The sequence below is a fragment of the Pseudomonas sp. GM79 genome, assembly GCF_000282495.1.
GTDB lineage: Bacteria > Pseudomonadota > Gammaproteobacteria > Pseudomonadales > Pseudomonadaceae > Aquipseudomonas.
Window position 1 is genome coordinate 84,322 of the sequence record NZ_AKJE01000028.1, and the last position, 24,869, is coordinate 109,190.

Genomic DNA, 24,869 nt, shown 5'->3' on the forward strand with positions numbered 1-24,869 from the left:
TACCTGTTTGGATCAATCCGTGACCCGTACGCTCAGGGTGTTGGCCATTCGGTTTCCCACCCCGGAGCTCTGATTCAACTGGATCACCCCACGGCTACCGGTGAAGGCCTGATCGCTGGTAGCGACCTGGCGATTGCCTGGTGCAGAGTCAGTTGGATCGGAGTTGTTGATCAGCGTCACGTTCTGCTGCATGAGGACGCTGTCGTCGATACTTTGCGGCTGTGTACTGATACTTATCCGCAGGGCATTGGCTTGCTGGTTGCTGGCGCCTGCGCTCTGGTTGACGCCCAGTACACCGTTGCCGTGGCTGAAGGAGTCGCCTTGAATGCTGGATCGAGCATCGATCCTGGGGTCGACCTGCGTACGCAGCCGTTGGCGAATCTGTGTGGTGGCGCTGGCGTTGTTGCCAATGGCGATGGCCCGGGCGTTGGCCTGTTGCTGCTGATCGCCCGCCGCCTGATTGACCGAGAGGTTGCCCTGGTGCTGCATGCCCGAACCGTCGATGTTGGCGTTATTGATGACGGGTGATTGGGCAAAGGTGGATGCACTGCAAAACATGGCGATCATCAGCAGCGTACGATTCATCTCAACGGTCTCCCGTTACAACTCTCAGAGCACCCAGGCCTTGCTGGACATTTGAATTGACCATGTTGGCAATACCGTTGCCCGAGTTTCCCGAACGTCCAGCGGGGAGGTTGGAAAGCTGGGTCTGGTTGGTGATATTGCCGCCCAGGTTGTTGGTGCCTTGAGTGACCAGGCGGGAGATACCGGCACCACTGGCGACGTTGGCGAAGTCGCCGTCGCTCAACTCGTTCGTTTGCCTGAGGACTTGTTTGGACGGGTTGGCATTGGCGGTCGTGGGGCTAGGGTCTGGGATCACCGGTGCACGCGTTGCCATGCGCGGTTGGACATCACGTTTGATAATGATGAGGCCGTTGTCAGCCTGAACCGGCAGGCTGACACTTGAGCCCAGTACACATCCGATCAGTAGGAGGCTAAAGATGCTGTTATCAAATGTCCCCACGGCGGCAATTCCTTCTTTGTTGTGGCTGGTCCTGGTCAGCGTTGTGAAGGAATGAGCGAAAGCTGTGCCGGTTTTTGATTATTGTTTTGATTCAGAGGGTTATCGATCAACGCTAGTGGATCGATAAAAGGGTGTTTCAGGTCTGAGACAACCGCCGGGACGGCAATATTGATAAGAGATCGCAATAGCACTGGATCCAAGCTTTGTTCAGGATGTATCAGCGCTCTAACACATCGCATGACAATAAGATGACCAGCGTTGAGACGGGTTGTTCGAGAGGGGGCGGTGTTTCAGAAGCGGACGTATTTGCAAAAATTCTGCAACAAATGCTGGGGTATTTGGCCAGTGTCCTTCAGCTCCGCGCAAGCCAATGTGGGAGCGGGCTTACCCGCGAAAGCGGTGTGTCAGGCGACATCAATATTAACTGTGCCGCCGTCTTCGCGGGCAAGCCCGCTCCCACAGGGATTTAGGTGTTGGCCGGCTCAGCGCCCGAGCAGCAGCGTGACGGCTTGCAATGCCTGAAGCCGGCGTTCGGCCCAATTGCCCTGAAGCACTTGAACAGGCTGTCGATGCTGCACCAGCCATGCCTGAGTCGCGTTGAAAAAAGCCCGGCGTTCCTCCAGCTCGGGCTGACAGCGCTGACCGTCATCGGTCCAATCGACTTGTTCGGGCGACAGCAGCAAGTGCAAGTCATAGTGTCGAGCCAGCAGTGCTTGCTCGAGCCAGGCCGGGCAATCGCCAAACAGGGTCTGGCTCCAGAGCATATTGCTCAGCAAGTGAGTATCGAGAATCAGCAACGACGGCCCCTGGAAGCGAGCGTCGTCTTCCCATTGCAACTGACCGCGAGCGATTTCAGGGATATCGGCCAGGCAGGTGTCGCGCGCCTTCTGCTCAATAAACCAGCGCACGTATTCACCCACCAGAACACCACCGAATTGCTGTTGCAGTTCGGCGGCGAGCCAGCTCTTGCCGCTGGACTCAGGCCCCGTCAGTACCAGTACTTTCATGTGCGCAACGCCGGGTCGGTGCGCCATGTCCGCCAGCCATGCACAGCCAGCAGTGCGAATACCCCATAGAGGCCGGCGGTCAGGTACAGCGCTTTATAGATGAACAGGCCAACAAAGATGATGTCCAGTGCGATCCACAGCGGCCAGCATTGCAGACGTTTTTGCGCCATCCATAACTGCGCCACCAGGCTGAAACCGGTCAGTGCCGCATCGAGCCAGGGCTGCGCGGCATCGGTCCAGTGGGCCATCGCGGCGCCCAGCAGCAAACTGCCGACTGCGCCGACGGCCAGTCCGAGCGCAACGGATTTGCCATCGAGCAGGCTGACATGCCGCTTGCCATGAGTCGCGGTCCCCTGGGTCCACTGCCACCAGCCGTAGATCTGCAAACCGGCGTAGATCACTTGCAGCAGCATGTCCGAATACAGCTTCACTTCGAAAAAGATCCAGCTATACAGCAGCACCATGACCAGACCGATCGGCCAGCACCAGGGGTTCTGTTTGACCGTCAACCAGACGGCAATCACGCCGAGGGCGGCAGCAAACAGTTCAAGCCCGGACATGGAGGTTCCTTGGTGTTGTAAAAATGAAGGGGGGCGAATTGTACCCGGATTGTTGGGGAATGGGCTTGTTGTGGGGAAGGGGGCTTGCCAATGCCAGTCAATCAAACGCAATCCCTGTGGGAGCGGGCTTGCTCGCGAAGGCGGCGGCACAGTCAATATTGATGCTGCCTGATACACCGCTTTCGCGAGCAAGCCCGCTCCCACAAGGGATCGCGTCAGGTGAAGAAAAGAGTTACACCCGAAATTGCTCCAGCAACCCGTTCAACTGCTCGCTCAATTCCTTGAGATGAACGCTGGCCACGCTCGACTGCTCGGCCGCCAGTGCCGTGCTGTGGGACAAGCCTGCGGCCTGGGTCACGTTCTGATTGATGTCTTCCACCACGTGGGCCTGTTGCAAAGTCGCGCTGGCAATCGAAGCGTTCAACCCATTGAGATTGCGCAAGGCCTGGCCGATGGCATTCAGGCTGGCGCCGGCAAGGCCGGCCTGCTCGATGGTCAGTTGCGAGGCACGGCTGCTGTCGCCAATCACCTTGACCGCCGCTTCCGAATGGCTTTGCAGGCGTTCGATCATCGACTGGATTTCCGCCGTCGATTTTTGAGTACGCTGGGCCAACAGGCGCACTTCATCGGCAACCACCGCAAACCCGCGACCTTGCTCGCCGGCTCGGGCGGCTTCGATGGCTGCGTTGAGGGCCAGCAAGTTGGTTTGCTCGGCGATGGAGCGGATCACTTCCAGAACGCTGCCGATTTGCGTGCTTTCGGCGGCCAGCGTACGAATCACTTCAACGGCTTGATCGATGGTCGACGACAGCTTGTCGATCTGCTGCAGGCTGCCGTCGATATTGACCTGGCCCTGTTGCGCTTGAGACTCGGCATTGCGCATTTCGCTGGCCGCGTGTTCGGCGTTTTTGGCCACATCCTGCACGCCGTAGGTCACTTCGTTGATCGCGGTCGCCACCAGTTCCATTTGTTGGGATTGCTGTTGGCTGCGCTGCTGGGCTTGCGCGGCATCGTTGCCCAGTTCATTGGAAGATTGGCCCAGCGCACCAGCGGACACTTGCAGCTGACTGATCACCAGGCGCAGTTTCGCGGTGAAGGCGTTGAAGTGCCGGGCCAGTTGCGTGACTTCGTCCTGACCGTGGGTATCGAGGCTGCGGGTCAGGTCGCTTTCACCGCTGGCAATGTTGGCCATGGCGTTCACGGTTTCCTGGAGCGGACGCACGATGCTGCGGGCAATCATGATCACCAGCAGGGCCATGATCAGCGCAATGACCAGACCCACAAAAGAGGCCTTCCAGACTTGGGCATAAAACTCGGCCTGCATGTCATCGATGTACACGCCGGAACCGATCACCCAACCCCAGGGCTCGAACAGTTTCACGTAGGAGGTTTTTTCCACCGGCGCGCTGGCGCCCGGTTTCGGCCAGCGGTAATCGACCATGCCGGCACCCTTGGCCTTGGCGATGGCGACCATCTCGTTGAACAGCGCGAAACCGTCGGGGTCGCGGATCGTCGAGAGATTCTGACCTTCAAGTTTCGGATTGGTCGGGTGCATGACCATGACGGGCGTCAGGTCGTTGATCCAGAAATAATCGTTCTGGTCGTAGCGCAAACCGCGCACGGCGGTCAGTGCCTGTTTTTGCGCGGCATCGCGGGTGAGGGTGCCGGCAGTTTCCAGGCCGTGATAGTAGGTGAGGATCCCGCTGGCGGTCTGCACCACGTGCTGGGTCTTTTGGGCCTTGGCCTGATAGAGGTCGTCGTGAATTTGCTTGAGCATCAACACGCCCAACGTCAATAGCATCACCACGGCCACGATCAAGATGAGCCACAAGCGTCGGCTGATCGACACACTGCGCAAGCTGTTCATAACGCGGTTACTCCGGTTTCTTGTTCTTGTAATAAACGATCGCCAGCATCCAATCACACTTTGCCGATCGGGCCTATCCGACTCAGGTCCTATTACGCGGCAGCGTAAACGAGGCTTGTCTGATAGGATTTCGGCCCCGCGCAGGAAAACCTGAGCCCAAGTCTTTTTTCACGCAATTTTTACCGTGTTGCGTGGATCTTGTGCGCGCGGGGATTCAGCTAAGGTTGATCGCAGCTAATGCATATGAATTATTAACGGAGCATGCCTGGGGGCATTGTTTCTTGGGGGATTGATGGATCTTTGGACGGCCTTTCAGGCATTGATTTTAGGCGTGGTAGAAGGGCTGACGGAGTTCTTGCCCATTTCCAGTACCGGGCACCAGATTATTGTGGCGGACTTGCTCAATTTCGGCGGCGAGCGGGCCATGGCTTTTAATATCATCATTCAGCTCGGCGCGATCCTGGCGGTGGTCTGGCAGTTTCGCCGCAAGATCTTCGACGTGGTCATTGGCTTGCCGACGCAGCCCAGCGCTCGGCGTTTTACCGCGAACCTGTTGATCGCTTTCCTGCCGGCGGTGGTGTTGGGGGTGATTTTCGCCGACTTGATTCACGAGTACCTGTTTAACCCGATTACCGTGGCTACCGCATTGGTCGTGGGCGGGGTCGTGATGTTATGGGCCGAACGTCGTCAGCATGAAGTGCATGCTGAAAGCGTCGATGACATTACCTGGAAAGACGCTCTCAAAGTCGGCTTCGCCCAGTGCCTGGCCATGATTCCGGGGACTTCGCGTTCCGGCTCGACGATCATTGGCGGCTTGCTGTTCGGGTTGTCGCGCAAAACGGCCACCGAATTCTCGTTCTTCCTCGCCATGCCAACCATGGTCGGGGCGGCGGTGTACTCGGGTTACAAATACCGCGACCTGTTTGTGCCGGCTGATTTTCCGGTATTTGCCATTGGCTTCATCACCGCCTTCATCTTTGCGATGATCGCCGTTCGGGCCCTGCTGATATTCATTGCCAGCCACAGCTACGCGACATTCGCCTGGTATCGCATTGCGTTCGGTCTGGTGATCCTGGCCACCTGGCAATTCGGCTGGGTCGACTGGACCGCGGTCAAGCCATGAGCGATTCCAGTGCACGCAACAACAACCCCGGGCGCAAGTCCGGGGGCGCCATGCAGAATCTGCGGCTGAAACTGCTGGTGTTCGTTGTGCTGTGCGCAGTGCCGTTGTTTGGCTCGGTGTCGATGTGGCTGCGCGGGGTGTCGGTGATTCCCCTGGCGGCCTACGGCATCGTCAGCGTGCTGGCGTTTTTCCTGTACTGGAGCGACAAGCACAAGGCCCGCGCCGATAGCTGGCGCACGCCGGAGAACGTCTTGCACGCGGTGGAGCTGGCGGGAGGTTGGCCAGGAGCCTTGCTGGCCCAGCAAGCGTTTCGGCACAAGACCCGCAAAGTCTCGTTTCAGTTGGTGTTCTGGCTCATCGTGCTGATGCATCAAGTGTTCTGGATCGATCAGCTGTTTCTGGGCGCTAACCTGTTTGCATTGTTTTAAAGCGCTTCAAAGCAATAAGCCGACCTGCGTGCGCTTGGGCAACTTGCTCACCACCAGTTGGTGGGAACGTTGCAGCAAGCCTTGCAGTTCTTCGGTGCCCAGCGGGTAGGGCGTTTCCATGATGACCCACTGGGCCCGGGCCAGATACGGTGCCGGGTGAATGCCCGGGCGGTCGCAATGGCCCAGGAACAGGTCCTTGTCGACCTTGAAAGCCAGGGACTGTCCCCGCAGGTTCTGCAAGGCAAACATCTTGTTCCCCGCAATCGAAAACACCCGCACGCCACCCCACTTGTAATCCTCCCGCGCGCCGGGCAACGCCAGGCAGTATTGCGCGACATCCTCTTCGCTCATTCGTCCCGCTTTCATAACAGTCTGTCCCCGCAAACATTGAATGATTCGATCAAATGGTCGATCCAGGCGCGCACCGCCGGCATCACCCCGCGTCGATGAGGGTAGACGGCTTGCAGCCAGCCGCCCGGCAATGACCAGTCGGGCAATAGTTGCACCAGCGAACCGTTTTCCAGCTCTTGCTCGCAATACATCATGGGCAGCATGGTAAAGCCCTGGCCGCTGAGGGTGCAGGCTTTACGCACGATGAAATCTTCGCAGCCCAATCGCGCCTCGAGGCTCAGGTCGTAGCTTTTGCCCTGTTGATCAAGCATGCGGATGTGCACCATGCGATCGGCCTCCAGAGCGCCGAGCACGGGCAAGTTTTTCAGGTCTTCGGGGTGATTGATTTCATGGCCCCGCAAAAAGGCGGGACTGGCAAGCAACAGCATCTGAGCCTGACGCAGGCGACGGGTCACCAGCAATGGATCTTCATCACCCAGATCCCGCACTCTCAAGGCAACGTCGACGCCCTCGTTGATCAAATCAACCCGACGATTGAGCAGCATGACTTCCAGTTGAACCTGAGGGAACTTCTCCAGGAAGTGACTGATTACGCCAGGCAGCATTTGGTGGGCCAACCCTACGGGGCAGGACACTCGCAAGCGCCCCCGGGGTTCGCTGGACATGCTGGCCACCGCTTCGTCGGCCATTTCGGCCTCCAGCAGCATCGCCTGACAATGGCGCAAGTAGCGCTCGCCCACGGCGGTGAGGTTGAGTTGGCGGGTTGTGCGTTGCAGCAGGCGCGCGCCGAGGCGCTCTTCCAGCTCAGCAATGCGTCGCGACAATCGCGACTTGGGAATCCCCAGCAAACGCCCGGCTGCAGCAAAGCCACCGGCTTCGACCACTTTGGCGAAATAGTAGAGGTCAAGCATTTTCCTAGAAAGACCACTTTCATCAAACGCATAAGCTTTTGAAATTGATATGAAAAATGGTCATTTTTGGATTGACGATCGTCAAAGAAAAATCCTATCGCCAGTTGTGACAAAGCTTATGTTTACTCGCCTAATTCTCGATAGCAACCCTACACCCCTACACCCCTACACCCCTACACCCCTACACCCCTACACCCCTACACCCCTGCACCCTGCCAATGTCGATTCCGGTCAAAGGAGCCGGTACGTCCGAGCAAAGCATAAGGAAGCGAGTGCCTGTGATGTGAAACAAACGCCATCACCTGCGATACTACATCCTGCATTTAGACAGTGAGTGAATCGCTCCGTGTACGACTTCAATGATTTGTATTACTACGTTCAGGTCGTCGACCACAACGGATTTTCAAGCGCGAGTAAAAAACTCGACATTCCAAAGTCGAAGCTGAGCCGGCGTATCGCAGCCCTGGAGGAGCGGCTTGGTGTCCGCCTGATCCAGCGTTCAACGAGGAAGTTTACGGTCACAGAGATCGGCCAAGACTACTACCGTCATTGTGTGGCAATGCTGGTCGAAGCTGACGCGGCGGAACAAGTTGTAGAACATTCACGCTCTGAGCCCCAAGGGATCGTGCGTGTCAGTTGCCCTCCTGCGCTGGGTGCTATGGGTGTGAGCGACATCATCGCGGAATTCATGGTGTTGCACCCTAAAGTCCAAGTGCACATAGATAGTACAAATCGCAGGGTGGATGTACTGGGCGAGGGTTATGACATCGCGCTGAGAGTGCGTTTTCCGCCATTGGAAGACGATAACCTGGTGATGAGAGTGCTGGGAGATAGCCATCAGAAACTGGTTGCGCGGCCATCTTTAATCGAGGGATTAAATCTCAACACCCCAAATGACCTAACGAGCTTCCCTAGCATGGATCTTGGTCCACCAAACCGTGAACACCAGTGGACGTTCTTAGGAGGGAAAGATCATCGAATCGAGGTCGTACACACGCCCCGATTTGTTACCTCTGATCTTGATGCGTTACACCGCGCTGCAATACAAGGTGTGGGGGTCGTGCAACTGCCTGAGATCATGGTGCGGCACGCAATATATGATGGGCTATTGGTGGAGGTATTACCTGAGTTCGTGCTGCGTAGTGGGCTCATTCATGCTGTCTTCCCTTCCCGTAGAGGTCTGCTGCCTTCAGTTCGCGGTCTGATAGATAAGTTAGCTCTGGATTTTAGCGCTAACGCTGAGGCGGACAGGGTCGCTTGTGAAAAAGCTGGAAAGGCGCATCCGGCAATGCGCTAATATTACGTTTTGAAAAGTTAGTGTAATTCCTAGTTAAGAGCTTGGGGCTTGCGAATTCCTACACGTTCAAGCCAGCCCGGCTTTGCCGGATTAGTCTAGTCGGGGGTGGTCGGGCAGAGATGGCTTCGCAGAGTCAGTAAATGTGAACCCCCGCAGGGGATAAAACTATCAGCCCGCAAATAGTTCGTCTGTTGCGTGCGCTGGCATTAATGCAGAGTATGTCCGGGCTCTGTATCTGTGAGAGACCACCATTCAATTTCTACATCTTTGTTAAAGTCCTTATCCTTAAGAAGAAAATCTATGTACATCAAGTGGGAGTCTATCAAATAGGTGAGCGTGGTCGGCTGATGACCCATTCCGGACCTCATATTTTCCAGTTTTGATTTCATCTTTTTTACTTCCGCTATGCGCCTTTCGCGGGATAACATTGGTTTCATATTTTGCTCCTTATGCTGAAAGCGAGGTAGTTATTTGAGTGGGCAGATTCTGGCAGTAGTATGTTTTTAACTAAGCGTCTAAAGGAGCTATGATTTTTCGGCGCTGTTTAAATGTTACTACGACATTTGCATCTTTACAGTGGTAAGAAAACGCAGTGCTTTCCCTTTGATTGGTAGTCTGGCCATCTGGTTCGATCTGAAACTCAAGCGATTCAACGTCACTGGTGTTTGCTTGGCCATTTTTCATTGCAGAGTAGTAGTGAAGTCCTAGCTGGTTTACCAGCCCAATAGCTTTTGGCAAGGGGATGCTGAGTGTGTTGGAGATATTGATAGCAACTTTCAAGTAAGCTTTTGATTTTTCTACAAAGGTAGGGAGTGAACAGTCGATGCTATTTTTTGCTTCTTGTTCTAATTCATGGCAATTGGAATAACCTAATATTCTTGCAATCATCTCTCTGCCTTGCCCGAGTTTCAAATCGGCACCAAGCGCTTTTATGAGTTTCCTTGCAGAGCCGGAAATATTCTTGTGTTCTAGATCTTTTTTGCTAACAGGGAAGCGCTCGATCTGCATCATGAAAAAATCTCCTAGCTGTGGGAGATTAAGATAGTTCGAAAATGGTTATCGTCAAATGGGTGGCGCTCAGTGTGCTCGTGCGAATTTTGTGATGGTGAATTTTAGTGGTAGTGAAATTAATTGTGACGATGAATGAAATTGTAAATACGCCTGACAATTGAATGTGTTTTGTTGATTTACTGTAATGTTGACATTACCTTGCAGTTTTTTAATGTAAAGTTTTGTAAGGTTGTCCGAGTTTTTTATCAGTGAGTTGCACTTAATAAAAAATTAAGCATCGTTGTAAGCTAGATCTGATCGGCATTTTAGGCGTGGCGTATGTCCTAAATGCCGTCTTCTTTTTACCGTCCGGTGCGGCGTTGGTGAGCAAATATGCGTCTCGCTAGAGACGAATCTGGTGAGCTTCGCGGGCGGAAGGGGAATGGGCAGATGTCCTGCTACGCTCGGGGTTTTAGATGGAGCCAATGCATAAGAGACGATTAATCGCTGCATGGCGTGTTACAGAGGATGAATCAGAACAAACTTATGCCGGAAGCAGCAATTATAAAGATTACCCCTTGTACCGGAAAAAAAGTGGCTTGGAGGAAGTAGGCGGAAACATTCGAGGAGCGCGCTCAACAATTGAAGAGAACGCAGGCTTCATCAACCAAGGGATGGCCAGGTCGAAATATGAGATATCGCTTTCGGCGTTATAAGAGGGGTCTGTAGCTTGAACATGGTATCCTGTTATTTGCGCTTACACAAAATCGCATGCCTTAAGGCATTTTTTCGTATCGATGGGTAAACATTGCTGTGGGATTGGACTAATATTGCGAGGGGATGAAGTGAGTAAAGAAGAAGTGTTGTTGCAGTTTGATTTGAATAGCAAGTTTGTTTCTACTAAAGAATATGCGGGTGGACTGATTGAAGCTATAAACGATTTGGCGCCGCACCTGAGTGCTGTAGAGAGGGAGGAGCTTTGTTTCAATAAGCTAGGGTTAAAGTCTGATAATGTTGTTGAAAAAGCATATATTCAGGCGGCGGTAGAGGCAACAGTGTGCGCGCATTTTGCCAGATTTTTCCCTGAGAATTTCATTTACGAGGAGAAGGTGAATCCACCTAAAGATGTGGATTGTTCGTTTAAAGTAGAAGGTTTTAAATTTAACATCGAAGTGAAATGCGCCGATTTCTCAAAAAAACATGCTGTTGATGCCAGTGATGGTTTCAAGATTGGATCATTAGGTCGGATGGATGATTACGATGATATCGTATTAGACTTAGGTAATCTGTTTTCCAGCGACGGCCACGTGTTGTCTCGGCAAAGGCATATGGATAATAATCTTAAAGATTTTCTTGTGTCCGCCCATGAAAAATTTACCCCCGCCACTTCAAATCATGAGTTGAATGTGCTTGTTGTTGGATGCGATGACGCCATGGATATGCAGAAGTGGTACTCGTACCTGTATGGTGCCAAAGGTTTATTCACAGTCGAATCTTATTGGGATACATCTGCCTACGACAGGGTAGATCTCGTTCTGTTAACAAACCTTTACCATCGGCATAAAGATCCGGCATCGAAGGATAAATTGGGTGGGCATTGGCGATTGAGCGAGGCATTCTGTATCTTGTGCCAAAATCCGAGTTCGCTTAAGCCCGACGCTACTTTTTTAGAATTTTCAAAAACAGTACGACATCATAATAATGAACTGCATGCTCACACCGTAGAAGGTGATGCTCCTGATTTTATTTTGAGGGGATTAGCAATTCCTAGCTATGTTGCCACAGAGCTTCAAGCTAAGGGGATCGACTATTTTCAGCCCTATGAGTCGAAATCTAAAAGCGATTAAATCCTCTAGGTCCTGCTCAAATTTCGTCAAGTATAGCCAAATCCTTGGGGCGCTTGGCGAACTGCGCTGCCGCTATCTTTTCGGTCACAAATCGCCAATTCAGGTACAGAGTTATAAGGTTATGATTCGGAAGCGTAGTGATAATAATTGGTTTTGTTTTTAATATCGAATCATAAGGATTTCGTAGTTAAATGAATAATGTGCAGAAGCGAGCATTGGGCGATATCACCGAAAAAGTAAAGATTGCAATGAAAGCAGCTTGCAATGATATGTTGAGGTTTTCCGATGAGCCCGCACGCAAAATCAACGCTGAGTATCTGCTGACCGTTAACGTCGCTAAGGCCATCGATGAATTAAATATGCAGCCGGCCGATCCTTATAAAATTTATATCGAGAAGCCAACGAGAGATTTTGCTAGGGATTGCCTTCATCCCGTAGTATTTGGGAATCCTTTGGTGAGGGGGAGCAGTGTTTTGAGAAAGGGGCGTCCCTTTATTAAGAGGAATGGCCGTATTGATGTCGTTGTTTACTACAATGATCCCTTAACAGCCTATTTCGGCACGCAACCGCTGTGTGCGATCGAGCTTAAAGGATTTAATCCTACTCGGGCACTAGTCGTGGCTGATCTACAGCGAAATCTAGAGTTTCATAAAGTATTTGGAAATACCGGTGAAAGTGTGCTGCCATTTTCTTTGTTTTCGGCGCTTCATTCTTTCAACAGTACTTATGATGAGGCTGGGTTGCTAGCGAATCTAGCGAAGGTTGATAACTTTTACAAGTCGCTAATTCCGCAAGTCGGAGATTTAAATGGGCATGAGTTTAGAATTCAGTCTTTCACCGTTAGCCGTGATTTAATCGGTAGGGTTCTTGATGAAGGTGAGGAGCATGAGGCATTAGATACCGATGCTCGACACCATTTTGTAGGAGCGATAGTGTTGTGCTTAAAAGCAAACGCTTAGTTTCTCTTGTTTATTTATCAATTCATGGGCCGAATTTTGGTCCATCGTCCCCTCGAGGTGTATCATAATTTGATTGCAAACTTTCGCTTTTTATCCAGTGTTCATAGTCAGCTGATTTAATGAATGAATTATCAAGCTCAAGATCAAATAATTTGGTCATCGCAACAGAGGCATTCAGAACAAATGCTGGGCGATTTAGGGAGCTGACCGACTCTTTTATGGCGGATACGGCGGCAGGGCTGAAATCTAAATTTAATCCTATAAAGTTGTTAGCAATAGACCTTACCCAGAAATCCCCATAGTGATGTAGTATACGACCAGGCGGAAGTGATGCGCGTTGCATTAGTAATGACTCTACAAAAGTTGTAGACACGGATGACGCTATTGTTGTGCGTTCATGTCTATCTACGTCATATAATAGAATATTGGCCGCGTGTGTGCTCTTTCCAATTCTGGAAAGTTGTTCAAGTTTGATCGATTTAAAACCTATCGGAGTTTGATCAGGCTGAAAAAACTGTCGTTTTGCCTCGTAAAACGCCACTCCTTCGATGAAAGCATCATGTGCCAATTGTATTTTAACAACTAGCGCGATGTCTCCGAATGTGCTTTCAGTTTTTCCTCTTAATTTATAACCTTCCCACTTAACTTTTTGCGCCTTGTCTGTCCAATTTATTTCGAGACCGAGACTTTTGAGTGCTCCCATCACTCGGTTCGTAATGATGTTTTCATTCCACCCATCTATTTCATGTTCGTTGTAGCAAGAAGCTATCGCCTCCGAGGTAGCCAAAAAAGCGTCTCTGATCCATTCTGCGTGTTTCACTCGTCACCATTTTTTTGATTAGAAAATTCCCTATTGACCTGTTCTTAGATGCAGAGTCAATCGTAAGTTATTGGCGCATTGCGGATTACGTTTGCCGGCAGTGGAACTATTCAGATCACCAGACAAGCTTATGGAATAGTAATCCCCAATGCATTCAGCGTCGGTGTATCCATTTTGCCGCTGCTGATGATCCCGGAGTCCACCTGGAAAGCCATTAAAGAACCTCGGGTGCTGTTGCCAAGGACTCCGTCAATTGGCCCCGAATAGTACTTTTTGACCATCAAGGCCAATTGAACGCGTCGGACAAGCATCGATAGGTCATTTGCTGCCGGCTTTGCAGGTGTAGCGCTGTACGCATTTGATCCTGTAGTCGATCCAGTCCCAGGGAGAACTGTGGCGGTGCCTGGGGAGGCTGAACGATAACTGCTGCCTGTGCTTGCTGGTGGCGTGTAGTAATTCGTGCTCGGAGCAGTGTAGGTTCGCGGCGCGCTGTAGCCACCGGAGCCGCTGTAATGGGAACTGTGCGAGCTATGCGAGCGATGAGAGCTGTGAGAGCGATGTGCTGCGTAAACGTTGATAGCGTCTTTCGCGTTGAGCGTGTTCTTGAATGCAGGCGGAGCACTGTTTGGATTCGGCAACCAATCAGCTGAAGCCAGCTGTGCTTGATTGGCATCGGCCATTGGACTGCCGATCATGGGCATTATGGCGATAGATTGGCCGATCAAGAGCTTCCAGCGATCAAGCAGTTTCATGAGGTGCTCCTTGCATTTCTTTCAGGTCGTCAACGGAGAGGGGGTGGATATTACGGCTCTGCCATTTCGTTGAATGGGATTTGAAAAAACCTGCGCATGCGTGTGTTGCTGCGCAGGACTGGCAGGCGTCAATAAACAGGTTCTTCCAGTCGGAAATGCTCTGCCGATAGAAGCGTCCCAATACCGGATCCAGCACGCAAAGCGGTAGGTTATAAATTGAAACTGCGATACCACGGATATCGAGGAAAAATGCGGCGTTATTCAGCTCCGCCTGGTAATCAGCTGGGTCGATCCAAAGCTGGTCGTAATTCTTCTTAGCGAGCCCAGTATTCTCAATGCCCATCAGCGCAACGTGGTGAACGAAAGGCAGGTTTCGAAAAACGAAATGCGCCCATTCTGGAAGCCGGCCAGTGGTCAATTTGCTTAGCACCATGCGAATTTCGATTTTCTGTCCTGCTCGCTGAAGGTTGTAAAGCCCAGCCATTGTTTCGCTGAACGCTCCTGGGGCCTGGACAACATTGTCATGGTCCGCTGCGTTATCCGCGTACAGAGGGACGCCCCAAGTGAGATTGGTGTGATTTACTATTTGAAGATCGGTGATCCATGTGGAGTCACTCAGAAGGCGCCCATTACTGAGTAGGTGTAGGGATTTTTCCGGGACAACGTTTTTTGCATGCTCAATGATTGCGAGTAGTCCTTCCCTGTACAGCGTGGGTTCTCCCCCGCTGATACCCAGCTGTTCTGCGCCTCGGTCAACCAAGTCGATTAGCTTCAGATTTTCGTCGATGTGCCATCTGTCATCGATGTCCTTGGGAGGCTGAGAGCACATCAAACAAAGGCTATTGCACCGATCCGTCATGAACAGAAGGTTGCTATTGGCACCACGACGGTAAAGCACGCGCACGACTTTCGATCCGGGGCTCACGGCGATAACGTCGCCTGGTTGCACCACTAGCGGGTCTTTTGGATTCGTCAGTACGGTAGCGCTGACGGACACAAGTTCGTCCGGATAGCTGGGGAGCAAAAAACCTCCGACCGGCACTGATAGCCACTGCTCCAAGTTGCCGGTGGACGACTCGTCTAGCCACAACATCAGGTCATAAAAAGACGCTTCCCCAGCGCAACTGCCGGTACCTTTGGAGACAAACTCTTCAGGCGTGATGACCTTGAACAATTTGGGAGTCGCGACGTTTTGGATTTCAAAGTGAGTGTCTAGACGCAGCATGGTCAGCCCCGGTAGCCAGCAGAGGGAAGGTCGCTCAGTGACCGACGAGCTAGCCATGACATCAGAATCTTTTGAGTCTCGTTGTCACCGTCACGCAGTAAGCGAAAAAGATGTGTAAGCAGTGCGGTATTTTTCTCACAGAAACTGCTGAACGAGCGGTGACCGATTGGATCGCCTTGGCGAGCGAAATGCTCGATAGGATCAGCTCCGCAGTAAGGGACCAGTGCGCAATCGGAGCATCCAGGTAATGCTTCCGCTACGCCCGCGGATAGCAACATCTCGATCAATGGAGATTGGAGCAGCTCATTCAGAGTCTGCCTAACATTGCCGAGCTTGAATCCGTCTTCCCCCATTTCGAGAAACATGCGGGATTCGTCCGAAGGGTAGACATCACCGTCGTAGTTGTAGACGAGAGTCCCTAGCCCAGCGCCAAGGGGCGAGCGCAGGTCCACATAGCCAGATGCAAACGGGGTAAGAATGTTGTTCAGAAGGAGCGATGCATAGCCCTCTGAAATGAACGTACCTTGAGCATTCAGCTTCATCAAATAAGACAAAGCTTCCATGTAGAAATCGATGAACTGGGTCATCGAATAGTCCAGGCGTTTCGCGGATGTCTTGGCGAATCCGTATGGGCTTAGGGGGCGCAAAGAGATGCTGTTGAATCCACGAGCCACGTATTCATCGATGATTGCTTTCGCGTGCTCCAGGCTTTTCGAGGTGATTGTCGTTAACGCGGATACGGCATCGTGGCCGAGCCTAGCTCGTACTCGCTCTATGCCCTCAACTGTTCGCTCATACGAGTCTTTCGTGGGGGTCGGTCGATTGGCGTTGTGTAGAAACGCGGGGCCGTCGAGGGATGTCGAAAACTGGATTTTGTATCGTTGTGCGAAATCCAGGACTTCCTCATTCAGGTGGTGGAGCGTTGTCGTGATCACATACTGGATGCTTCGCTGTTCAACAACATTTCGGGCTACCACCATATCGACAATTTGACGGATGCGATCAAACGCCAATAGGGGCTCACCACCTTGAAATTCTACTGTGATTACGGGGGAGGGTGATTCGAACAATCGCTCGACTGCCAGCTCTGCATGCTCGGCTGACATGTCATGGCCGGAGCCTCCCAGTGGGGCGCGTGAGACTTGGCAGTACTGGCACGTGTGATTACAGCGCAGCGTGACGACAAATATATGTAGCGCCGGCCCATCAAGGACGAAGCTTTTACGACTGCGGTATTGAGCCGCCATTTCAGGCAAGGGGTTATGTCCGTGCTGCTCGAAAATAAAGTGGCGGGCAAGGAGGTCTTTGTAGTGAGCGGAGCCGTAGTCCACTGTTTTGTAAACTAGATCCTTCAACTGCTTTTCAGAGATGAAAAGGTACTCGCCGGTCTCTGCTGTCAGCAAGATGCTTTCAATGCCATGGTCGTCAAGGCGTGCAAATCGAAACGGCAGCAATCGATAGCTCGACTCTCTAGCGATCAAAGTTGCGCTCACACCCCTGCACCGCGAAGCGCCGCAGCCGCGAGTAGCTCCCGCAAACCTGATGTTTCGTTTTGAATTTGTGCACGCAACGCAAAGTCGTTGAGGCTGCGAAGAATCAGTTCCCGAGCCTGCTGCGCGGATGTGACAGTTGTGGTTCCACCTGCAAGCAAGGTGGGGCAAGCATCTAGATGGATCAAATTCTCTGTCTGCCTGACTTGGATCATCAGTTTTTGAGCGAGTGCGTAAGAGGTTCTTTGCACAACGCTTAGCGGATAAATCACGCTGTCGACGGAAATCGTGACTACCCAGCCCATTTTTTGAATCCATTCATTGAAAGTGGCAGGATGATGACCGCCTGGGCGGCTAAATGCCACTATTTGTAACCAAATATAAGTCGGGGGGATTAGGTATGGCAGTTTTCCCCTCGTGGGCATCGTAAAGCAGCGCTGAAAGCGCCCCTTTACCGGAATTCAAATCGAGTGGTGGTCACCGTTAAACACCATCGGGGACTCGGACATCCGCCTCAGCTTTTCATGAGCCGCCATGGGGAAGAAATTTTCCCAAAGCCAGAGCATCGAGCCGGTAAAGCAAAAGCACACCTCCTCCAAGCTGAGGGAAAGTTGATCTACAACGAGCGACCGCGCCTCAAAACCCAATAACACACCCATTTACACCCATTTAAGGCCGCCACTGAAGCGGTCGAGCAAGCGATCATCAATGCTCTACTGGCTGGCGAGACAGCTCAAGATAAGGGACGGTGATTGTATTTTTACGCTTCAAGAAAGATGGCCGCTGGGATGCCATTGCGAAAATCGATGCGTGGCGGGTAAGCACGAATGGATCGTCGTGTCAGGATCCTAAAAGATCTTTGACTAAAGCTTCTTTAGGTATGAGCTGCAAGCACATGATCGCATCCTCCCAGGGCCCGTAGGGAGCAAGCAAAGCCAAGATGTCATTTCCTAAGTCCAAGTACGTAGGCTTAGTGGTTTGATACCAAATATCTCGGGGCCTCATCCAGAGGTGCAAATGATGCCCTCGGTAGGTCGCCGGAAAGTGCTCGGCGATTTCACGTCCAGAATGTAGAAGTTGCATATTCGACCCTTCGATCCGTTCCGAGCGCCGGAAGAACATGAGTGGATTGAAGCCCGTGTCATTCCGGCGTTGGTGATCGCGCCACTCAGGCACCGGGGTAACGAACTTTAGATCTGCGGCAAAGGGCTCGGCGGGATCCGGGAGGGGATAAAAAATGTGCAGGTTTTTTCTGAAAGGTTCGGCATCTACAATCCACACCATATTGCCGTAAAAACCTTCCCGACTGCGCATCTCCTCGGACGACATGGCTGAATGTTGGAGTTCGATCACGAGGCCGCTAGGCAATTTGACGTCGGCGATGTGTTTCTCACCTGTGATGTCGTGCTGCACAACTTCATGGTAATCCTCAGGAAAGGATCGCTTCCAGGCACGGTGCCACTCACCTTCATTTTCCCACCACGGATCACATACGCGCCGTCCTTTATGCGCCCAGTGCCAGACGTTCTGCTCTCCGCATTTTGCGGTCATGGGCGCACTACAAGCTTGGCAACTCCCTTGCGCACCGGGCGAAGGGAGCACTCGTACGCCATCTACCAAAGCGATTTCCATATCAGTACATCTCCCGAATTGCCCAAAGGTGGTTAGGCCTAGTGTTGTACAGGAAGCACGTTTCAACCAGCCCTACCAGCGAAGCTCGCGCTACGTGGTACACAGCAGTCCTTCAACCCATTTGTCCGATCAATAGGTCTGGCTTCTGAGATAAAGAAATTCCCAACTAATGATTTGTCATGGACTATAGGGGTTTTTTAGCTGCCTCTTCATGAGGCGAGCGCTGGCAGTTTCAGGAGCCTGTAAATGACCATCAAGATTGAGGCAATGATCGCTCGCAAGATCGGCTTCGCTTCCCACCAGAATGCCATTCCGCTTGTACGAGAATTGAGCATTTGGAACCAGGAAGAAACAAATCTTGAAAATCTGGTACTGACTCTAAGCACCGACCCGGATTTCGTTGAAAGCCGAACCTGGCATATAGACCGTATCCATGCGGGTGATCGCCTCAGCATTTCTGAACGCAACATCAAGCTAAATGCTGGCTACCTGTTCGGGCTAAGCGAAAGCTTGAGCGCCGATGTGGTCATGCGCTTATCCCAAGGCGACAACGTACTCGTCGAACAGCGCTTTCCCACCGAGCTGCTTGCTCGCACTGAATGGGGTGGATTGAGTGCCATGCCGGAGTTGCTGGCGGCTTTCTGCATGCCCAATGATCCCGCGGTGGACCGAGTACTCAAAGCTGCTTCACAAGTCTTGCGACGCGCTGGGAAGAAAGACGGTATTGATGGCTATGAAAGCAAATCGCGTACGCGCACTTGGGAGCTTGCCTCTGCGATTTGGTCTGGGGTGTGCAGCTTTCAGTTGAGTTATGCCTTGCCTCCAGCCAGTTTTGAGCAGCAGGGCCAAAAGATCAGGCCGCCAAGCGTCATTCTGGAGAACGGAGTGGCGACCTGTCTGGATACGGCATTATTGTTCGCTGCGGCTTTGGAGCAGGCTGGATTGAATGCCCTGCTGATCATGACAAAGGGGCACGCGTTTGCAGGCGTTTGGTTGCAGCCGCAAGAGTTTTCACAGCTGCTGACCGATGAGGCATCGGCAGTACGCAAGCGACTGGACCTCAAGGAAATGGTGGTTTTCGAAACCACCCTTGCTACGCAGGCGCCCGCGCCTAGCTTTTCCCAAGCTGTCGCGGCTGCTGAGCGACAACTCGATGATGAACAGTTCATCATGGCTATCGATTTGCACCGTGCTCGGATGCAGAAGATCCGCCCAATGGCGCTAGTGTCATCAGTGAATGTATCTGGTGTTGCCGATGATGCTCCGCCGGCGGCTGAAGGGTTGGAGGAGGCCCCCGCACTCCCTGGTTTCGATGTCGAAATCAACGAGGGTACTGAAGGTCCTGCCGACAAATTAACGCTGTGGCAACGCAAGCTCCTTGATCTAACTACTCGTAACCGTCTTCTGCATTTGCCAGACAGCGCTAAAGGCGTGCGTCTTCTTTGCCCGGATCCAGCGGCTCTTGAGGACCTTCTTTCAAGTGGCCAGCGCATCCGCGTCGTGCCGGTACCTGACCTGAAAAGCAGCGGCCGTGATGTGGCAGTTTACGAGCAGCAAAATAATGAAAGCCTGGTCGACGAAGTCGCCCGTCAGGCGCTCGCGCGGGGTGAAGTGCTCGCCAGCCTGGAAAAGGTCAAGCTTGAAGCAACGCTAATTGAGCTGTTCCGAAAGGCGCGCAGCGATCTGGAGGAGGGCGGTGCAAACACGCTGTTTTTGGCCATTGGCTTCCTGAAGTGGAAGAAAAGCGCGGAAGATCCGAAAACGTACTCCGCACCACTGATATTGCTCCCGGTAAAACTTGAGCGCAAAAGTGCCTTGTCTGGGGTGACTCTGACGTTGCTTGACGAGGAGCCCCGTTTCAACCTGACGCTACTTGAGTTGCTGCGTCATGATTTTGAATTGGTCATACCCGGGCTCGATGGCGAACTACCGAGTGATGAGAGCGGAATCGATGTGACTGGCATCTGGAACATGGTGCGGCGAGCGGTACGAGATGTGCCCGGATTTGAGGTGAGTACCGAACTGGTCTTGGGCACCTTCTCATTCGCCAAATATTTGATGTGGAAGGACCTGAATGCCAACACAGCGCAACTGCTGCAAAGTCCACTGGTCAAGCACTTGTTGGAGCCTCACGAGGCAGGTGAGCGCTTCTTTGGCTCAGATGAGTTTCCTAGACCCGAGAGTCTGGACTCCGCTGTAACACCGGCACAGCTTTTTGCTCCACTCCCTGCTGACTCTTCTCAATTATCAGCCGTAGTGGCATCTGCCAGTACACACAGCTTTGTAATGGATGGGCCTCCGGGAACCGGTAAGTCGCAGACCATTGCCAACATGATTGCGCACAACCTCGCGTTGGGGCGTCGCGTCCTGTTTGTGGCAGAGAAACGGGCTGCCCTTGACGTGGTTTATCGTCGCTTGGCAGAGAAGGGACTGGGTGAGTTTTGCCTGGAGCTACATTCTAGCAAAGCATCCAAAGTTGAAGTGCTCAAGCAGTTGGATCGCGCATGGGATGTAAGTGACGCATTGAGCGCCGAGGACTGGGAGCGTGAGGCTGCTCGAATGCAAACGCTGCGGTCGCGATTAAACCAGTTGGTCGAGGTCCTGCATCGACGCTGGAGCAATGGACTGTCCCTGCACCAGGCGATTGGTCGTGTCGTTCGTGACCACGGGCCTCAGACGCCGAGACTTGCTTGGCCGCCAAGCAAGGAACACGATGCTGCCGAGTATGGCCAGTTGCTCGATCTTGCGCGGCGGCTTGGGCTTAATGGTGTCGCCGCTCGCGATTTGTCCGGCAAGTTTGGTGCTCTGGCGCACACCCAATGGTCGAATGCCTGGCAGGCACAAATCGCAATCGCCTCCCGAGAGTTGCCGCAGGCCCTTGACGCGCTAAACACTGCAAGTGAGAGACTTCTTGTCCTGACCCACTTGGCGTTGCCTGTGACTGAAGCTTCACAGGTACAGCAGCTTCACGATCTGGTGAGTTTGGTCGTGGAATGCTATGGGATAAACCTTTCATTTGCATTTGCACCCGATGCTGTCTCGCGTATCGAAGCAGCCCGGCGTGCTTGTCAGCTGTTAGAGAGCTATCGAGAGCTGGAGGAAGGCCTTTCACTGGATTATGCCGATGAAGCTTGCCGTCGCATTCCCCTTGGGTCAATGCACAGCGAGTGGCGGGAGGCCGAGGGCAAGTTCTGGTTCCTGGCTACTTTCGCCAAGAAAAAGGTGGCGAAGAAGCTAGCCTCTTTAGGTGGCGCGGCGGGCCTTCCGGACACGCTTGGTGACCTCACTATTTTTGAGCGCCTGCATTCGCAGCTATTGGAATTGGATGCGCTGGCAAGTGACATGCTGTCGGTACCCGGCTGGCAAGGTCTGACCAGCGACACCGCCCGTATACTGCGGGCGATCACACTAGCCGAAACTCTGCGAGGGATGCTGAGTGGCGTGGCTGAATCACCCGACCACCTGGTTTCCTTGCGCGGCGCAGTCGCGCGTCTTGTCATCGATGCGAATGAAATGTTGGCGCCGGGTGGGCAAATCAGCGCAGCGTTATCAACATTGCAGCAGGCGTTGTCTCGCTATAACGACGCAGCTCGGCTATTCGCTGGACTGGCTGCAAGGGACACAAATGCGCAGCCAAACGTTGCAGCGTTGCGGGCTACTTCAATTTCCATCCAGCAGCAGGAAGAACAACTCAAAGCTTGGTGTGACTGGTGTCGAGTGCGAGAGCAGGCTGGTGAAGCTGGACTGGGAAGGCTTGCCCATGCATTGGAAGAGGGAACCTTAATGCCGTCTGCAAGCGAGGATACTTTTGTCACGGCCTATGCTCATTGGTTTGCGACACAGGGCATCGACGGCGAACCGCTTCTGAGGAATTTTGTTGCTGCCGAGCATATGAGTGACATTGGAGCTTTCGTTCGCCTAGACGACGAGCTTGCGAAACTGACGGTACGTTACATCCGGGCGAAATTATGTGGCCTGATCCCTTCAAAGAACGACATTCCTAAAAGCAGCGGGTTTGCCATTCTCAAGCATGAATTGCAAAAGTCTCGCAGGCACAAACCTGTCCGCCAGTTGGCGATTGAGATGGGTGATGCGCTGAACCGCTTGGCCCCATGCATGCTCATGAGCCCGTTGTCTATCGCTCAGTTCTTGCCGGCCGCTCAGCCTCCATTCGATCTGGTTATTTTTGACGAGGCATCGCAGATCGCCCCTTGGGATGCAATTGGTTCGATAGCCCGGGGCAAGCAAGTCATTATCGCCGGCGACCCCCGTCAGATGCCGCCTACGAACTTTTTCAGCCGTGGTTCGAATGCGGGTGACGATGACACGGCCGAGGATATGGAGAGCATCCTTGACGAGTGCTTGGGGGCAGGCGTGCCGAGCCACAGTTTGAGCTGGCACTACCGTAGTCGTCATGAAAGCCTGATTGCGTTTTCCAACCACCGCTACTACGACAGCAATCTGATCACCTTTCCTGCGGCAGAAACCCGTGCCAGTGCGGTCGAGTGGCGCAGGGTTGAAGGCGTGTACGCAAAGGGAAAAGGGCGCTACAACCAGGCTGAAGCTGAAGCGATAGTGAACGAGACCGTCAAGCGCCTTACCGATCCCGCGTTCATCGCGGCGGGTCATTCCATCGGGATCATCACGCTCAACTCTGATCAGCAAAAGCTGATCAACGATTTGTTGGATTCCGCACGCAAGCAATACCCGCAGATCGAGCCGTTCTTCCAGGACACCCAGACAGAACCTGTTGTCGTCAAAAACCTGGAAACAGTCCAGGGAGATGAGCGGGATCTGATTATTCTCGGGATAGGCTATGGCCCAACCGAGCCAGGTGCGCAGGTTATGTCGATGAACTTCGGCCCCCTCAACAAAGACGGCGGATGGCGCAGGTTGAACGTTGCTATTACACGGTCACGACGAGAGATGTTGGTCTTCACGTCGTTCGACCCGTCGATGATCGACCTGAACCGGACCAACGCTCGCGCAGTCCGGGATTTGAAGCACTTCATCGAGTTCGCCCAGCGCGGTCCAAGGGCTCTTGCCGAGGCTATCCAAGGCTCGGTAGGCGGCTATGACTCGCCGTTTGAAGAAGCTGTTGCTCAAGGGCTGCGTCGCCTTGGTTGGCAGGTAGTCCCACAAATTGGCGTGTCGCGTTTCCGCATCGATTTGGGCATTGTTCACCCTGACCGTCCAGGCGACTACTTGGCTGGTGTGGAATGTGATGGCGCTACTTACCACAGCGCCGCGACTGCTCGTGATCGTGACAAAGTACGAGGCGCTATTCTCAGTGGCTTGGGATGGAACCTGGTACGATTGTGGTCCACTGAGTGGTGGGTCGATAAGGAAGGCGCGTTACAGGCGCTCCACGCAGCTCTGAACAACCTTCTGGACCAGTCCCGAGTAGCTACTCTTAGCGGTCAGGTAACGGAAGCGCCACAGGCCGCTCCGATTCTTATCGATTTCGCAGCTGACTCCACTGTTAGCGAAGAGCATTCCGAAGCGCCGGTTACTTCTGCGAGTGAGTTGCCAGCGGAAATCGGTGAGGTTCGAATCGCACGTGCTCATACTGATCAGCCAGGGTTTCTTGGACAGAAGGGCCAGTACCGAGTCGCTGATCTTTCTGCGCTTGCTCCCATGATCCAACCCGAGCAGTTTCACTCGCCGACTTACAACTCGGTACTGCGGCAGATCATCGAAGAGGTGCTGCGTCAGGAAGCGCCAATCCTCGACACGGTCTTAGTCCAGCGTATCGCCCGCGCGCACGGCTTCCAGCGATCAGGACGGCTTATTAAAGACCGAGTGCTGGAGTTGGCTGAACAGTACCATCACGTTCAGCAAGCAGCTTTTGAAGAGGTTTTCGTCTGGCACGCCGAGGGCGATGTGATGGAATGGTCCACGTACCGTGTTCCAGCATCGGCAAACGACGCGCGTTCAATCGAGGAAATTGCCGCGGAAGAATTGCGCATCGCAGCGAGCATTATCGACGCAGGGGATCTAGCTCTGGAGGTCGCCAGGTTGTTAGGTGTCAAACGTCTCACAGGGGCGGCGCGAGAGCGTATCGAGAGAATCCTCAGCGTTTAGCATTTCGATGATTCGACGTGGTGACCTAAATAGGACTTATGAAGGGTCACCCGGGCGCGTTATTGCGCTGTTACCGGCAGAGGAATGCGTGTATCGCTTCAGCGGTTCGCTTGGCACTGGTCACTACGAAAAAATGCCCCTCGCCCAGCAAGACGTGCAGTTCGGCGCGGGGAATGGTGCTGAGTAGAATCCGCGCGTTGTACATACGCACTAAGGTGTCGCGTTCGCCGGTGAGGATCAGTGTTCGTTTGCGCAGACGGAACAGTCGCAGCAGGCTGGTCCAGCCGACCAAGGCAGTGAGTTGGTGGTAATAAGTTCGCGGGTTTACCGTGAGCATGCCGTTCACCACACCGAAGTGCAGCAGCGCCTGTATCGAATTCCCCGAGCCTTCTGTCTTCCGTTTTCTGGCGCTATTACTCCTGCCGAAAAAAATTGAGAATGTCGGCGGGTTTCATCTGCATAGCCGGCCCGGCTGAGGTCGCCGCAAGGATCAACTGGGGTA

22 protein-coding genes and 1 pseudogene are annotated in these 24,869 nt (G+C 53.1%); 6 read left to right on the forward strand and 17 right to left on the reverse strand.

Annotated elements, in window-relative coordinates; translation table 11 throughout:
- Positions 1 to 12 precede the first annotated feature (12 nt).
- The 6 genes and pseudogenes from PMI36_RS22205 to PMI36_RS32380 form a co-directional block, all read right to left on the reverse strand.
- Positions 13 to 585 (reverse strand): hypothetical protein, encoded by a 573-nt coding sequence (locus PMI36_RS22205; protein ID WP_008069272.1) that lies wholly within the window; start codon positions 583 to 585, stop codon positions 13 to 15.
- Position 586: 1 nt separating this feature from the next.
- Positions 587 to 1,024: a hypothetical protein gene (locus tag PMI36_RS22200; protein ID WP_008069273.1), complete on the reverse strand. Its 438-nt coding sequence runs from the start codon at positions 1,022 to 1,024 to the stop codon at positions 587 to 589.
- Positions 1,025 to 1,506: 482 nt separating this feature from the next.
- Positions 1,507 to 2,031, reverse strand: a complete 525-nt coding sequence (locus tag PMI36_RS22195; RefSeq protein WP_008069275.1) for an AAA family ATPase — start codon at positions 2,029 to 2,031, stop codon at positions 1,507 to 1,509.
- Complete coding sequence (pnuC, locus tag PMI36_RS22190) at positions 2,028 to 2,591, reverse strand: nicotinamide riboside transporter PnuC (RefSeq protein ID WP_008069278.1); 564 nt, start codon at positions 2,589 to 2,591, stop codon at positions 2,028 to 2,030. Before pnuC ends, PMI36_RS22195 begins: the two co-directional genes overlap by 4 nt.
- A 232-nt stretch (positions 2,592 to 2,823) precedes the next feature.
- A complete protein-coding gene (locus tag PMI36_RS32375) occupies positions 2,824 to 3,558 on the reverse strand; it encodes a methyl-accepting chemotaxis protein (RefSeq protein ID WP_443216684.1) in 735 nt (244 codons plus the stop codon).
- A gap of 171 nt (positions 3,559 to 3,729) precedes the next feature.
- A pseudogene (locus tag PMI36_RS32380) lies at positions 3,730 to 4,458 on the reverse strand (cache domain-containing protein); the annotation flags it as partial.
- A 292-nt stretch (positions 4,459 to 4,750) separates the two neighbouring features.
- Here PMI36_RS32380 and PMI36_RS22180 point away from each other — a divergent pair.
- Positions 4,751 to 5,581, forward strand: coding sequence for an undecaprenyl-diphosphate phosphatase (locus tag PMI36_RS22180; RefSeq protein ID WP_008069282.1), 831 nt, complete (start codon positions 4,751 to 4,753; stop codon positions 5,579 to 5,581).
- A complete protein-coding gene (locus PMI36_RS22175) occupies positions 5,578 to 6,009 on the forward strand; it encodes a DUF1294 domain-containing protein (RefSeq protein ID WP_008069283.1) in 432 nt (143 codons plus the stop codon). Before PMI36_RS22180 ends, PMI36_RS22175 begins: the two co-directional genes overlap by 4 nt.
- 6 nt (positions 6,010 to 6,015) lie before the next feature.
- Here PMI36_RS22175 and PMI36_RS22170 read toward each other — a convergent pair whose 3' ends face one another.
- Positions 6,016 to 6,375 carry an MmcQ/YjbR family DNA-binding protein gene (locus tag PMI36_RS22170; RefSeq protein ID WP_008069285.1) on the reverse strand — a complete coding sequence of 120 codons (360 nt, stop codon included), beginning with the start codon at positions 6,373 to 6,375 and terminating at the stop codon, positions 6,016 to 6,018.
- The gene (locus tag PMI36_RS22165; RefSeq protein ID WP_008069292.1) at positions 6,372 to 7,271 is read right to left on the reverse strand and encodes a LysR substrate-binding domain-containing protein; all 900 of its coding nucleotides are present in this window, start codon (positions 7,269 to 7,271) and stop codon (positions 6,372 to 6,374) included. The genes PMI36_RS22170 and PMI36_RS22165 overlap by 4 nt, the downstream gene beginning before the upstream one ends.
- A gap of 346 nt (positions 7,272 to 7,617) precedes the next feature.
- On the opposite strand from PMI36_RS22165, the gene PMI36_RS22160 reads away from it, so the two are divergent.
- Entirely contained in the window at positions 7,618 to 8,568 is a 951-nt protein-coding gene (locus PMI36_RS22160; protein ID WP_008069293.1) for a LysR substrate-binding domain-containing protein, read from the forward strand.
- Positions 8,569 to 8,774: 206 nt separating this feature from the next.
- Here PMI36_RS22160 and PMI36_RS22155 read toward each other — a convergent pair whose 3' ends face one another.
- Entirely contained in the window at positions 8,775 to 9,005 is a 231-nt protein-coding gene (locus PMI36_RS22155) for a hypothetical protein (RefSeq protein WP_008069294.1), read from the reverse strand.
- Positions 9,006 to 9,075: 70 nt separating this feature from the next.
- On the reverse strand, positions 9,076 to 9,579 hold the full coding sequence (locus tag PMI36_RS22150; protein WP_008069295.1) for a hypothetical protein: 504 nt from the start codon (positions 9,577 to 9,579) through the stop codon (positions 9,076 to 9,078).
- Between the two features lie 824 nt (positions 9,580 to 10,403).
- Between PMI36_RS22150 and PMI36_RS22145 the strand changes: the two genes are divergently transcribed.
- A complete protein-coding gene (locus PMI36_RS22145; protein WP_008069296.1) occupies positions 10,404 to 11,405 on the forward strand; it encodes a hypothetical protein in 1,002 nt (333 codons plus the stop codon).
- Positions 11,406 to 11,596: 191 nt separating this feature from the next.
- Complete coding sequence (locus tag PMI36_RS22140; RefSeq protein WP_008069297.1) at positions 11,597 to 12,364, forward strand: hypothetical protein; 768 nt, start codon at positions 11,597 to 11,599, stop codon at positions 12,362 to 12,364.
- A 22-nt stretch (positions 12,365 to 12,386) separates the two neighbouring features.
- On the opposite strand, the gene PMI36_RS31395 is transcribed toward PMI36_RS22140, so the two are convergent.
- From PMI36_RS31395 to PMI36_RS22115, 6 genes are all read right to left on the reverse strand, one after another.
- Positions 12,387 to 13,184, reverse strand: coding sequence for a hypothetical protein (locus PMI36_RS31395; RefSeq protein WP_157214934.1), 798 nt, complete (start codon positions 13,182 to 13,184; stop codon positions 12,387 to 12,389).
- A 128-nt stretch (positions 13,185 to 13,312) separates the two neighbouring features.
- On the reverse strand, positions 13,313 to 13,936 hold the full coding sequence (gene hxsA, locus PMI36_RS22135) for a His-Xaa-Ser repeat protein HxsA (RefSeq protein ID WP_008069300.1): 624 nt from the start codon (positions 13,934 to 13,936) through the stop codon (positions 13,313 to 13,315).
- Positions 13,923 to 15,161 (reverse strand): His-Xaa-Ser system radical SAM maturase HxsC, encoded by a 1,239-nt coding sequence (hxsC, locus tag PMI36_RS22130; protein ID WP_177319482.1) that lies wholly within the window; start codon positions 15,159 to 15,161, stop codon positions 13,923 to 13,925. Before hxsC ends, hxsA begins: the two co-directional genes overlap by 14 nt.
- A 2-nt stretch (positions 15,162 to 15,163) precedes the next feature.
- On the reverse strand, positions 15,164 to 16,654 hold the full coding sequence (gene hxsB / locus PMI36_RS22125) for a His-Xaa-Ser system radical SAM maturase HxsB (RefSeq protein WP_008069305.1): 1,491 nt from the start codon (positions 16,652 to 16,654) through the stop codon (positions 15,164 to 15,166).
- The gene (gene hxsD, locus PMI36_RS31885) at positions 16,651 to 16,956 is read right to left on the reverse strand and encodes a His-Xaa-Ser system protein HxsD (protein WP_008069306.1); all 306 of its coding nucleotides are present in this window, start codon (positions 16,954 to 16,956) and stop codon (positions 16,651 to 16,653) included. The genes hxsB and hxsD overlap by 4 nt, the downstream gene beginning before the upstream one ends.
- A 535-nt stretch (positions 16,957 to 17,491) precedes the next feature.
- Positions 17,492 to 18,283, reverse strand: coding sequence for a competence protein CoiA (locus tag PMI36_RS22115; RefSeq protein ID WP_008069308.1), 792 nt, complete (start codon positions 18,281 to 18,283; stop codon positions 17,492 to 17,494).
- A 246-nt stretch (positions 18,284 to 18,529) separates the two neighbouring features.
- Between PMI36_RS22115 and PMI36_RS22110 the strand changes: the two genes are divergently transcribed.
- Positions 18,530 to 24,367, forward strand: a complete 5,838-nt coding sequence (locus PMI36_RS22110; RefSeq protein WP_008069313.1) for a DUF3320 domain-containing protein — start codon at positions 18,530 to 18,532, stop codon at positions 24,365 to 24,367.
- Positions 24,368 to 24,437: 70 nt separating this feature from the next.
- Here the strand turns inward: PMI36_RS22110 and PMI36_RS22105 are convergent, their stop codons facing one another.
- Entirely contained in the window at positions 24,438 to 24,704 is a 267-nt protein-coding gene (locus PMI36_RS22105) for an alpha/beta fold hydrolase (protein WP_008069314.1), read from the reverse strand.
- Positions 24,705 to 24,869 lie beyond the last annotated feature (165 nt).